The 12,954-nt window shown below is 46.3% G+C and carries 8 protein-coding genes; all 8 read left to right on the top strand.

Translation table 11 applies throughout. From position 1 onward, the window contains the following. Nucleotides 1-141 precede the first annotated feature (141 nt). On the top strand, nucleotides 142-1,341 hold the full coding sequence (locus D908_RS04135) for an anaerobic sulfatase maturase (RefSeq protein ID WP_005526418.1): 1,200 nt from the start codon (nucleotides 142-144) through the stop codon (nucleotides 1,339-1,341). A gap of 339 nt (nucleotides 1,342-1,680) precedes the next feature. Beyond that, nucleotides 1,681-3,396, top strand: coding sequence for a DUF2264 domain-containing protein (locus tag D908_RS04140; protein ID WP_005526415.1), 1,716 nt, complete (start codon nucleotides 1,681-1,683; stop codon nucleotides 3,394-3,396). Between the two features lie 49 nt (nucleotides 3,397-3,445). Then, nucleotides 3,446-5,365 (top strand): ABC transporter substrate-binding protein, encoded by a 1,920-nt coding sequence (locus D908_RS04145; RefSeq protein ID WP_005526413.1) that lies wholly within the window; start codon nucleotides 3,446-3,448, stop codon nucleotides 5,363-5,365. Between the two features lie 375 nt (nucleotides 5,366-5,740). Then, the gene (locus D908_RS04150) at nucleotides 5,741-6,748 is read left to right on the top strand and encodes an ABC transporter permease (protein ID WP_000093886.1); all 1,008 of its coding nucleotides are present in this window, start codon (nucleotides 5,741-5,743) and stop codon (nucleotides 6,746-6,748) included. A gap of 2 nt (nucleotides 6,749-6,750) precedes the next feature. Continuing rightward, on the top strand, nucleotides 6,751-7,911 hold the full coding sequence (locus D908_RS04155; protein WP_000213773.1) for an ABC transporter permease: 1,161 nt from the start codon (nucleotides 6,751-6,753) through the stop codon (nucleotides 7,909-7,911). Then, nucleotides 7,911-9,602, top strand: a complete 1,692-nt coding sequence (locus D908_RS04160) for a dipeptide ABC transporter ATP-binding protein (protein WP_005526411.1) — start codon at nucleotides 7,911-7,913, stop codon at nucleotides 9,600-9,602. Before D908_RS04155 ends, D908_RS04160 begins: the two co-directional genes overlap by 1 nt. A 166-nt stretch (nucleotides 9,603-9,768) precedes the next feature. Beyond that, on the top strand, nucleotides 9,769-11,742 hold the full coding sequence (locus tag D908_RS04165; protein WP_005526409.1) for a methyl-accepting chemotaxis protein: 1,974 nt from the start codon (nucleotides 9,769-9,771) through the stop codon (nucleotides 11,740-11,742). A 314-nt stretch (nucleotides 11,743-12,056) separates the two neighbouring features. Continuing rightward, nucleotides 12,057-12,848, top strand: coding sequence for a DNA-binding transcriptional regulator KdgR (gene kdgR / locus D908_RS04170; protein WP_000151009.1), 792 nt, complete (start codon nucleotides 12,057-12,059; stop codon nucleotides 12,846-12,848). Nucleotides 12,849-12,954: the final 106 nt, after the last annotated feature.

Here is a 12,954-nt window from a genome sequence, read left to right as displayed (position 1 = left end):
GGAACGCCATTTCGAATTTGTGATCAAATCGCCACCTAAAGAAAAAATGAAAAGATGTTTTGATAAAAATGGATAAAATTGATTGGGAAGATAATTTGTCCTGCCATTGCAGGGCCGGATGCCTACACTGGATTTTTATTGATGTCAGAACAACGGATTTTTACTCGCAAACCAACGGCAAAGCGGCCATTTCATATCTTGGCAAAGCCGATTGGGCCTTTGTGCAATCTCGATTGTGCCTACTGTTTTTATCTCGATAAAACCCAGTATTACCCCGGACAAAATCGCTTTGATATGGATGATGCACTGCTAGAAGCGCATGTGCGGAACTACATTGAAAGCCAGCCAGCGGGCTGTCGTGAAGTGACTTTTGGCTGGCAGGGTGGTGAACCTACTCTGCGTGGCATCGATTTTTATCGTAAAGCGGTGGCCTTACAGCGCAAATACGCGAGGCCGGGAATGCACATTGTGAATACCTTACAAACCAATGGGGTACTCATTAATGACGAATGGGCACAATTCTTGGCCGACCATCAATTTTTGGTTGGTATCAGTCTGGATGGTGATGAAGAGCTGCACGATCACTTCCGTAAGACTCGCAGTGAGCAAGGCACTTACCAATCGGTAGTGAAAGGGCTGCGTTGTTTGCAGCGTTATCGAGTGGAATACAATGTGTTGACTGTGGTGCAAGCGTACAATGGAGACCATGGGACAAGGGTTTACCAGCATTTGGTTTCGCTTGGCGCTCAGTTCATTCAGTTTATTCCGGTAGTGGAAAGTATTGCGGGGGAAGGCATCTCTTCACGCAGTGTGAGTGCTCAGCAGTTTGGCCAGTTTATGATTGATGTCTTTGACGAGTGGCGTCAGCATCATATCGGGCAGGTGTTTGTCAGCCACTTTGATAATGCGTTGGGCATGAGTCTCGGTTTGCCTTCATCCATTTGTGTGCATGCCCAACGTTGCGGCGACAACTTGGCCGTTGAACACAATGGTGATGTGTACAGTTGCGACCACTTTGTTTTTCCTGAATTCAAACTGGGTAATCTGCGTGAGCACGATTATCCCGACCTGATTGAAACCCCGATCCAACAGAGTTTTTCAGAACGTAAACCCATAGGTAGCCAGCTTCATTGCCAAGGCTGTCCGCAATGGGATTTATGTCATGGCGCATGTCCTGCACAACGCTTAAATGATCGAGGGGAGCTTTCGCTCACTGCGCCACATCATCTTTGCGCCGGCTATAAACAGTTTTTCACTCACCTTCGCCCCTATTTGCGTGCGATGGGCAAATGCTTACGGGCAGGAAAAACAGCGCAGCAGTACCAAGACTTCCTCGGATAATCTCCAACTTTTTTGTTGTAGCCCTTTCATGGCAAGGGGCTGCACATTATTTCCCATCACAATGTTTGTCCTTGCTGGTAGCTATCCTTCATTGAGCGCTCATCGAAGAAATCAGTATCTGAGACGTTCCATTGTTTGAAATTCATAAATGAAATGGCTTTTTAAATTAAACGAAATTTTCATGGTGAAAATGTGATCGGGGTAATTAATCACTCTGATTTATGGGGATGAGTTTTGATCCAAATATCATAAATATAAAAAAGCGTTTCAAAAATATTTGTTTGTGCGATTAAATTATTTCAATAGAGCAGCAAATGTCAGTCAGGAGTCAGCATGTGCATGCGGTTGAAAGACCTAATTCAGCAACCTAAACCATTTAATCGCCGCAGTGATGTTAATGATTTAACAAAGAAAATTGCAGATTTACAGCTTGCGGTTGTTACGGGCTCGGTGAACTGGGATGCTCAAGCTTATGGTGCTGCACACTATTCTGAACAGACGGCTCAAATCGAATATTACTGTCGCCTACTTTGGCTGGCGGTACCGGCGAAGAAATTATGCCTAGAGCTAAATCAGCAGCTTGCGCAGAAAATCATGGAGGGAACTAACCCTCAGTCCCCCAATTATTGGCAGAAAGCCAAAGATTATGATCAACGAGTGGTGGAGATGTCGGCCATTGCGATGGCTTTAGTGGAAGCACCTGAAATCTATTGGTCTCCTTTTTCTTCGATTGAGCAGCAAAATTTGGCGCTCTGGCTGTTATCCGTTAACCACCTGATCTTACCGCCGAATAACTGGTATTGGTTCCGAGTGCTTATCCTCACCGCTTTACAAAGTGTGGGAGTGCGGATTGAAAACAGCGAGTTCGAAAACGACCTCAATGCGATCAGTCAGATGCAGCTAGAACAGGGTTGGTACAAAGATGGCAGCAACCCGGTGACGGACTATTACAACCCGCTCGCCTTTCAACTTTATGCATTGATGTATTGCCGCTGGAAGCCGCATTGTCCCCGCGTTCCTAATATGCTTAAACAAGCGGTTCAGTTTGCGGAAACCTATGTGAATTGGTTTGGTACCGATGGTAGCCAATTAGGGTACGGCCGATCACTGAATTACCGTTTTGCGATTTTGGCTTTCTGGGCTGAGTTGGCGCGTCTACTTCCTGAACATCGCAATGTGGCTTTGTGGCGCACGTTATGGACACAGGGGATGAATTGGTGGGCAGAACAACCGATTTGGGATTGCAACGGCACGCCGATGCCGGGCTTTGCTTATCCTAATCTTTTGATGAGTGAGTTTTATACCAGCTCAGCTTCCCCGTTGTTGGCCTTTAAAGCTTTTAACGCATTAGCGTTAGAAAATGACCATCCGTTTTGGCAAAGCCGCATTATTCCTCTTAACTCTTATTCAGAAGCTTATTGGATCAACAACCACCATCAAGTTTGGCGAAATGGGGGCAGTTACCTCATTAGCAATGCGCCGGGGAGCAGTGAATTACGCGAGTGTGCAGACAAATACTACAAATTTGCCTATAGCTCACAACATGGCTTTTGTATCGATAGCTTGCGTTGGGTCAGCCAAGGCTGGATTGGTGACAACCTTCTCGCGATACAACACCCCGATACCCATGGTTGGTATGGGCGAAAGTCGAATCATCGAACGTATCGAGTGGGCGACACGTTAGTTTCAGAGTGGTCACCTTTTACCGGTTGTGACGTGACGACTTACCAAACCCTGAAAGAGGGAAAAGAAATCCGAATTCATCGAATTGAAAGCCAGCGTGAATTGGCTTTCATTCAGACGGGTTACTGCGTGGATGCTTGGCGTGGGTGGTTTACCCACAGTGAACCTGCATCAAAACGCATCGAGTCAGAGCAACTATTTAGTGAACTGGCATTAATTCGGGGACCCGGGGAAAACCATTGTTACCCCTGTGCTCCTAATACCAACATTCTCTATCCACACGCTTGTGTGCCGGCTATATCCGGTGTTACGCACCGGGGCGTTACGGAGTTAGAGGTTCACGTATCAGCAGGAAGCAAAAGCGTTGCATGAAGCGGCGTTAACTTAAACTTGAACAATCAAAAACATCAGGGAGTGACTGATGAAACAACATAACCTTACCCCTATATTCGGCAAAATCGCACTATCGGTTGCGGCGGCGCTGTCTTTTTCAACTTGGGCTGCCACTTATAATGAAGCCCCACAATTAGCGGAGTTAGTCAAAGCGGGCAAATTGCCAGCGGTTGAACAGCGTTTGCCAGAAAATCCATTAGTGGTTGAACCGAATGAATCGATTGGCCAATACGGCGGTACTTTAAACCTAGTGGGTAAAGTAGTCGATAACGGACATCGCATCCGCACGGTGGCTTACGATAACCTGTTTAACTTTGATGCTACCTATTCAAAAGTCATCCCAAACTTAGCGACCGGTTTTACTTCTAACGCAGAGAACACAGAATATGTGATTACTTTGCGCAAAGGCGTGAAATGGTCTGATGGTTCTCCGTTTACCGCAGAAGACATCGTTTTTTATATCAATGATATTGTGGGCGATCCAGAACACTCAGGTAACCGACCGCTCGCTCTACCAACGCATGATGCCGCTCGCGCAGAAGTGATCGATACGTACACCGTCAAAATCACGCTGAGCAAACCCAATGGTCTGTTCATCCGTAGCCTTGCGACTGTAGATAGTGAAAGCTATACCGCCTTCCCTAAGCAGTACTGCTCACAATTCTTACCTAAGTTCAACGATAAAGCGGTAGCTAATGCGAAAGCGGCTGGCTTTGACTCATGGCGTCAATATGCAGCGACCAAGTGTGAAGCGCACTACTTCATTGAGCATTACACCAACGTTGATCGCCCAGTGTTAACCGCATGGAAAGTGGCTACGCCTCCGGGGCCAAATGCAAGCTATGCGGTGTTCGAGCGTAACCCTTACTACTGGCAAGTGGATACCGAAGGTAACCAACTGCCTTACCTAGATTCCGTGCGCTGGCGCTACAGTGAAGATCAAGAAGAGATGGTGTTACGTGCCGCCAATGGCGAAGCGGATTATCAACATCGTCACATTGGTCAAACGTCATATCGTCCACTTCTGATCGAAAATGAGAAGAAAGGGGGCTACACCTACGAGTTCCGTCCAAGCACGCTTAGCACTGAACTGGCGATTGCGCTGAACCAAACCACGAAAGATCCACTCAAGCGTGAGTTGTTCCAAAACAAAGATTTTCGTATTGCGTTATCTCACGCGATTGATCGTGAAGAGATCAGTGAAACTGTCTTCTCTGGTTCGGTTGGGCCTTATCAGGTTGCGCCACTGAAAATCTCGCCTTTCTATGATGAGCAAATGGCAACGCAATACACGGAATTTGACCCTGAAAAAGCGAACCAACTTCTTGATTCACTTGGTTTGAACAAACGTGATAAAGAAGGCTACCGCTTGCTCAAAAATGGCCAACGTCTGCGTATTGAAGCGCTCTCAAAAGTAGCGGATAAAGGCGTACTGGCAGATTCACTTGAGCTGGTGAAAAACCAGTGGAAAGCTGTCGGAGTGTTCTTAGACATTCGTGTACTTGAAATCAACCATGTGACCAACCTTCGTTTGACTAACGACTTCGACATGATCCCAATCATCGGTGATGGTGGTGTCGGTATCATTGACGATGCTCGTCACTACATGCCCTTTAGCCCAGAATCAACCTGGGGCTTGGGTTACTACCTGTGGGTTAGTGAGCCAACCAATGAGTTTGCAGTTGAGCCGCCAGCGCATGTCAAACGCCAGCTTGAGTTGTGGCAAAAACTGACACAAACCTCATCGCAGGATGAGCAAAATGGATACATGAAAGAGATCATCCAAATTGCTAAAGATAACTTCTATGTGATTGGTACTGTGGAATCTATGCCTGCTGGTGTTGTAGTGAATAACAAGCTGCACAACGTGCCAGAAAACATGCCTCAGTCATACAACTTCCCAACCCCGGGGCCAATGCGTATGAGCCAACTGTGGAAATCGAAGTAAATCCATTCCTTTGATCGTTAGACAACCCCATCTTCGGATGGGGTTTTTTATTGCCCTTTTTAAGCGATAACTGCTGTCGTTGATTGTTCGTACTAGGCTTACTGTGATCACCTTGGTTTCTTGTATGCAAATTTCCATGTCATTTGCACGGTGAATTGTCTGGGTGTGATCACGCTTCTTAAAAACGATGACGATCTACTCAACAAAAATATGAAAAAGCGTTTTAAAAATTAAATTCTATGCGTTCTAATAAAATTGAACTTGAATGAGGCTAAATCTTTGATCGACTGACTGCCCGCAACACAGGCCAAAAGCTTGAGATTAAAGATGAGCCATTTTGCTAGTGATTTACCGTATCGTAATTAAGGAACAGTAATGAGCAGTTTTTTTCTGTTTGCAGGTAAGCGTTTGGTGTCGATACTTGTCACGCTTTTCGCTGTCTCGATTGTTGTATTCGCCGTTATAGATCTTCCACCCGGAGATTTTGCTTCATCAAAAATTGCTGAGTTGCAATCGATGGGGCAAACCGTGGATCCGCAGATGATTTATACCATGCGCGAAATGTATGGTTTGGATAAGCCGTTGCTTGAACGCTACGCTTACTGGATGCTGGGTTTAATGACAGGTGATTTGGGTATCTCCCTGACCACCAACCAACCGGTTTGGAACACCATTGAACCTCGTATCTGGCCAACTGTGTCACTGGCGGCTGCGGTGTTCCTGTTCCAGTTTTTGATTGCCATTCCAATTGGGATGTATTCCGCACTGCGCCAATATTCTTGGGGTGATTACGTTGCCACCATCTTTGGTTTTATTGGCATGGCAACGCCGAACTTTGTTATCGCGATTGTTGCTTTGCTGATTGGTTATTACAGCTTCGATACGGTGGTTTCTGGCCTTTATTCTGAAGCCTATCTTGACCAGCCTATGTCCTGGGCTAAATTCTTTGATGCCGTTTCGCGCAGCTGGATTTACATACTGGTGGTAGGAACCGCAGGGTTGGCCGGCATTATTCGTATCATGCGTGCCAACTTGCTTGATGAGCTAAAAAAGCCGTACGTGAAAACCGCGCGTGCTAAAGGGCAAACTGAAGCGAAACTGATCCTGAAGTACCCAGTACGCATCGCGATTCTGCCGATTGTTTCAACCATAGGTTGGATGCTTCCTGCCTTGCTCGGTGCTGACATCATCGTCAGCCAGGTGATGAACATTCCTACTCTGGGCCCCTTGATGCTGGCTTCTCTGCGCGCCCAAGACATGTATGTGGCTGGTGATGTCCTGCTCATCATGTCCATCTTGACCATCATTGGTACTTTAATTTCCGATTTACTTCTGTACTGGGTTGACCCTCGGGTACGAGTTGGCGTAGCGAAGGAGTTTTAATTATGACAACCTCTACTATTCAAAGGGTAGGCCGCCTGTTTGGCCGTAAAAAGAAAACGATAGATCTATCAACGGCGACTCAGTGGCAGTTAATTGGCCTGAAAATGCGCCAACATAAACTGGCTTGGTATAGCTTGTGGTTTCTAGTCATCGTGTATTTTATTGCTCTGTTTGCTGAGTTTTTTGCCCCGTTTCAACCGAGTGATAACTGGCGTCGTTATACCTACGCTCCACCACAAGCGGTTAGCCTGTTTGAGCAAACGGATGCGGGTTGGCGTTGGGCACCTCATTTGGATCTGTATACCAGCAAAACCGATCCTCGCAGCTTGAAACGATATTACGATCTGAATCCGGATAAAAAAGCCTATTTTTCTTTCTTCGGAAAAACAGAAAGCTATGAGTTACTGGGATTCATCCCTTTCAGCTACAAATTCATTGTTCCTAAAGATCCTAAACAGCCGTTCTTCATCTTAGGCTCTGACCGAATGGGGCGTGATATGTTGTCTCGTCTTATTTATGGTGCACGAATCTCGCTCTCGGTTGGTCTGATGGGGGTATTCACTACGTTTGTGCTGGGTATCTTGATCGGTGGTATTTCGGGATACTTTGGTGGTGCGATTGATAACTTTATTCAGCGCAGCATCGAATTTATGAAATCCATCCCGACATTGCCATTGTGGATGGCGTTGTCAGCCTCCTTACCGGCACAGTGGAGCTCATTAACCAAGTATTTCCTCATCACCATTATTCTTGGCCTCGTGTCATGGCCTGATATGGCTCGTGTGGTACGCAGCCGATTTATGTCACTGCGTAACGAAGAGTATGTTGCCGCAGCATGGCTGGATGGTAACAGCCCATTTGAGATCATCCGCCGTTACATGGTGCCCAACTTCCTCAGCCACATCATTGCGGTCGTGACTTTGGCGATCCCAGCGATGATTTTGGGTGAAACCGCACTCAGCTTCTTGGGCTTAGGCTTGCAAGCTCCGATGGTCAGTTGGGGTGTATTACTGCAAGAGGCACAAAATATACGAGCACTGGCAGATGCCTCTTGGCTACTGATTCCAGCAGTAGCGGTTGTCGTCGTGATATTGGCAATGAACTTTGTGGGAGATGGTCTGCGTGATGCTTGCGACCCATACCATGATCAGGGAGCAAAATAATGAGTAATAAAATTCTACAAGTCATCGATCTGAATGTGAGCTTCCCAACCAGTACCGAGCACTTTCATGCGGTGAAAGGGGTATCGTTTGATTTGTATCGTGGTGAAACGCTCTCTGTGATCGGTGAATCAGGCTCTGGCAAATCAGTGACTTCTTCGGCCATCATGCAATTGTTGGATAGACCCGGTCGAATTGATTCAGGCAAGATCCTCTATACCACAGAGACCAATGAAACCATCGACATCGCGCAAATCGATCCTCGCAGTGCTGAAATGCGTTTATTGCGCCGCTTTAATTTCTCACTGGTATCGCAAGAGCCGATGGCGGCATTAAGCCCAGTTCATACGGTTGGCGATCAAATTAAAGAAGTGTTGTGCTTAGTAGAGCCAAGCATCAGCAAAGAAAATGCTCACCAAAGAGCGATTGAGCTGCTTTACCAAGTGCAGATGCCAGAGCCAGAGAGCCTCATTAATAAGTATTCGTTTGAGTTATCTGGCGGGCAACGCCAACGGGTCGTGATTGCCATGGCGATCGCTTCTCGCCCTGATATCTTGATTGCGGATGAACCGACGACTGCGTTGGATGTGACCACCCAAGCGGAAATCCTGCACTTATTCGACAAGCTCCAGCAAGAGATTGGCATGGCGATTTTGTTTATCACCCATGATCTTGGCGTGGTGGCGCAGATTTCGGATCGTGTCGCGGTGATGGAGAAAGGGGTACTGGTTGAATGTGGTGAAGTTCGACAAATTTTTGAAAACCCACAACACCCATATACCCAGAAGTTGATGGAAGCCACTCGCGCGTTAGAAAAACCATCCAAGGTTAAAGTGCCTTATGCGATGCGAAAAGAGAAGAGTAATCGGCCAATTCTCGATTTACAGGCTGTCACCAAAATCTTTGAAAGGCCAGCCAAAATGTTCCAGAAAAAGAGCTGGATGACGGCGGTCGATAATGCAGAGCTGACACTCTATCCCGGAGAATCCTTGGGCATTGTTGGCGAGTCTGGTTCTGGCAAAAGTACCCTTGGTCGAGCCATTTTAGGTATGTCACCAGCCAGTTCCGGTACGATTCAGTATGTCGATGAAAAGGGTGAAGTCACCATCGAACTTTCTAAATACAAACGGCAGACTCGTGACCCTCTGTTCGCCGACATGCGTTTGATTTTTCAGGATCCGTGGTCATCACTGAACCCAAGAATGACGGTGTTCGATATCATCGAAGAGCCATTGGTCAAACTGCGTACCGAAATGAACAAAACTCAGCGTGAAGAGCGTGTACGTAACATCATGAAGTGGGTTGGTTTACCGCCTGAATTCTCAAGCCGTTACCCACACGCCTTTTCTGGCGGTCAGCGGCAACGTATCGTCATTGCTCGTGCGTTAGTCACTATCCCGAAAGTGGTGATTGCCGATGAAGCGACGGCGGCGTTGGATGTGTCACTGCGTTCACAAGTGCTGGATCTGCTGATTGAGTTTCAAAACACCTATGGAACGGCGTTTATTTTAATCACCCATGACATTGCAACCGTGAAGTACTTTTGTGATCGCGTACTTGTCCTTCAGCATGGAAAAATTGTGGAACAAGGCAGCGTGGATGAAGTGATCTTTAATCCTCAGCAAGCCTATACCAAGCAATTGATCTCTGCGGTTCCAGTGGCGGAACTACCGCCGCAAGCGGCTTGCGCATAATCGGAAGTAGGTCTGCATACCCTGCGGCATGGTCACTTAAAAAGGGAGCATGTCGCAGGTTCACTGTGGAAGAGACTCAAGAGAGCTCTCTTCATCCAATCGGCTGAGTTTTCATAACATGTGTTCGCCTCCTTAAATAAGAGGCGACCTAGGTGGGATCGTTCGCATGAAATTTTGGAATCGACTATCTATTGTTGGGCGGTTTGGCTTAGTGACGGCGTTTTTATTTATCGTGGTCATTATGCTGGGGGCTTCGGCACTGTGGCAAAGCCAGCGTTTGAGCTCTCAATTGGACATTATTGCTAATCATTCCATTAAAACACTGGAAGAGTTTGCGGGCTTTGAAAAAGCCTTAACGGAATTAAGCAGTGACATGTCACACCTGAATGAGAAGTCACAGCTCGATGCTGAAAGCTTACAAAATCAATGGCTCTCGTCCATCACTTCGGTAAAGCAAGAGCTGGAACAAGTACAGCAGATAAAACCCGATTTTACGCCACAAATCTCAGAAGAATTTGTTGAGCAGATGATGGTTCTTTTGCAACTGCTCCAACAGCGTGAACAGCGTAGTTCTGAGTTACAACAAGCAACCCAGAACTACCGTTTGCTGGTCACTCGAGTCAAACGCATGGTGTATGTATCGAGTGCCACGGAGAACGATCTCAATCTAGCCATGATGATGGAAAGCCTGAGCAGCCGCATTGACTCTCTGGTGTTTAACATCGACAAAGCATTGGATTCCGATCAAATTGAAGAAGTGGATTTGATGCTGGAAAAAAGCCGACCTTTGGGGAAAGAGCTACAACCCATCATTCAAGATCTTAACGCTCGGAGTAAAAAGTTTTCCTCACGGGATATTCAACGTTTGCAAACTCTGCTAGATCAGGTCATTAGTGATACGGGCATTGTTCAACTGCATCGCAGTAAACTGGAACAGTTTCGCCAAGAGCAGAACATTACTGAAGCTTTAGTCTCGCAGCTAAATCAGCAAGTGAGATTCTTGGATACTTATCGCGGCTCGTTAGTCGAAGAGATTCAAAACAATGTGACGCAGATGAAAGAGGGGCAGAACCGATACGCTCTTGAACTGACGATTTTCATCGGTGTTGCAGGCTGTATAGCACTGTCACTTGTACTTGCCACCTCGGGCACGATCCGAGCAGGAATGCGCAATTTAAAATCGGCGTTGGACGCCATGGCCAATCGCGATTTAACCAGCACACAGGCGAAATACACGGTGGCAGAAATTGCCGTGTTAGGCAGCCATTTAGAATCCGTTCGCCAACTGCAATATGGGTTATTGAGTCAGTTAAGGGAATCATCACATCGTTTGAGCGATGTCGTGGAGCGTAACCGAACTTATACTGGGGATGTCTTGCAGGCGGTTGAAAAGCAAGATGAGCTTCTGCATAAAGTCGCCACGTTAACCGACCAAATGCTGCAAGTTAACCAAGATATGGCATCCAAGGCGGAAAACTCACGCCAACAAATGGCGGTTGCGGTGGCAGAGTCAGAAACGGGTTATCAGCATATTGAGAGGAATGATCAATATGTCTCGGATACTTCGCGTTTACTGGATGAAACTGGGGTGCAGATTGACTTGTTGGTGGCCAATGCGAATTCGATTCGCAAAGCCCTAGTCGTGATAGAAGATATTGCCAACCAAACCAACCTTCTTGCTCTTAATGCCGCAATTGAAGCAGCTCGTGCGGGTCAATACGGGCGTGGGTTTGCGGTAGTTGCGGATGAGGTGCGTAAGCTTTCAAGCCATACATCACAATCAACCTTGGAAATTCAGAGCGTTATTCAGTCATTGCATAATAGTGTTCATTTAACCGTGGAACTCATTCGCGAATGCCAACAGAGCATGAACCAAGCAACGAGTAATTCGAAGCTGGCACTGGATGCCGTAACAGAAGTGAAAGATGGCATACAGAAAGCAGCGCATCTGGCGGAAGACATTTCGGTTGCGACCACACAACAACAGCAAAGTAGCCGTAGCATTGCCCAACAGGTGGATGCGATTAAGCATAGCGCACAGAATAGTATGGCTTGCCTACAGTCGTTGGATGAAAGTGAAACGATCATTCATACCGTTTCTACGGAACAACGCCGGTTAGTCGAAAACTACCAAGTTTGAGGGGAGTAAATGCATCACCAGATGCATAACTCTAGTGATGCTTCGAGAAGGTATCAATTTGTTCTTGAAGCGTTTTGGTCGCAAAAGCTCGTAAAATTCACAATTTGTGTTAATTCGGGCGAGAAAAAAACAAAAAAATCGAATTCGGGTCTGTTTTTTTGTAGAACATTATTTTAGATTGGCGTCTGACATTGAAACCAGTTGTATTGAATTGTTTGAGCTAAATAAAAAAGTTCGGCAATTTGCGCCGTTCTTGGTAGGTCACAGCACATTTGAGCATGTCAAAAGCCGGAATTAAGTAATAGGTATAAAAAATGACAATTGATAAACAACCTGAATCTGTTTCATCGGTAATGAAAACCTTTGGTATTCTTCAAGCGCTAGCAACTCAGAAAGACATTGGTATCAGTGACCTAGCTCAACGTTTGATGATGTCAAAAAGTACGGTTTACCGTTTCTTACAGACGATGAAAACTCTGGGCTATGTTTCTCAGGAAGGTGAAACAGAAAACTATTCACTGACGCTGAAACTGTTTGAATTAGGGGCTGCTGCCTTAGAATACGTTGACTTGGTTGAATTAGCCGATGTGGAAATGCGCCGAATTTCGGATTTAACCATGGAAGCACTACATTTGGGTGCGCTGGATGGTGACGGCATCATCTACATCCACAAAATTGATTCTAAATACAATCTGCGTATGCAATCTCGCATCGGGCGTCGTAACCCACTTTACTCCACCGCAATTGGTAAAGTCCTGCTTGCCGAGCGTTGTGAAGAGGAAGTTCGCCAAATTTTGGCGGATGTGGAATTCACTCAATCTACAGAAAATACACACAGCAATGTGGATTCATTGTTGAAAGAACTGCCAATCGTTAAAGAGCAAGGTTTTGCTGAAGATAACGAAGAGCAAGAAGTGGGTCTGCGCTGTTTGGCTGTACCGGTTTATGATCGTTTCAACCGCGTGGTGGCTGGTATGAGTGTTTCTTTGCCAACTATTCGTTACACGGAAGAAAAACAGAGCGAATACGTGCAAGAGCTGCATCAAGCGGCGGCACGCATTTCTGCGAAACTGGGTTGTGTAGATTATCCTTACCAAGGTCGTTAATCATTTCATCGACTTTGCTAATACGTTTTAAAGAGCAGCCTTGAGCTGCTCTTTTCTATTTCTAGAGGGCGAAATTACAGGAGCTAAGCCTGAGGTATGTAACACA

The sequence above is a fragment of the Vibrio mimicus CAIM 602 genome, assembly GCF_000338875.1.
Classification (GTDB): Bacteria; Pseudomonadota; Gammaproteobacteria; order Enterobacterales; family Vibrionaceae; genus Vibrio; species Vibrio mimicus.
The sequence above is the reverse complement of the archived record's forward strand: the minus strand, read 5'-3'. Positions and strand labels throughout refer to the sequence as shown.

Excerpts from the sequence above, each read along its gene's own strand:
- D908_RS04135 (WP_005526418.1), top strand. The coding sequence starts at position 142 with ATGTCAGAACAACGGATTTTTACTCGCAAACCAACGGCAAAGCGGCCA.
- D908_RS04140 (WP_005526415.1), top strand. The coding sequence starts at position 1,681 with ATGCGGTTGAAAGACCTAATTCAGCAACCTAAACCATTTAATCGCCGC.
- D908_RS04145 (WP_005526413.1), top strand. The coding sequence starts at position 3,446 with ATGAAACAACATAACCTTACCCCTATATTCGGCAAAATCGCACTATCG.
- D908_RS04150 (WP_000093886.1), top strand. The coding sequence starts at position 5,741 with ATGAGCAGTTTTTTTCTGTTTGCAGGTAAGCGTTTGGTGTCGATACTT.
- D908_RS04155 (WP_000213773.1), top strand. The coding sequence starts at position 6,751 with ATGACAACCTCTACTATTCAAAGGGTAGGCCGCCTGTTTGGCCGTAAA.
- D908_RS04160 (WP_005526411.1), top strand. The coding sequence starts at position 7,911 with ATGAGTAATAAAATTCTACAAGTCATCGATCTGAATGTGAGCTTCCCA.
- D908_RS04165 (WP_005526409.1), top strand. The coding sequence starts at position 9,769 with ATGAAATTTTGGAATCGACTATCTATTGTTGGGCGGTTTGGCTTAGTG.
- kdgR (WP_000151009.1), top strand. The coding sequence starts at position 12,057 with ATGACAATTGATAAACAACCTGAATCTGTTTCATCGGTAATGAAAACC.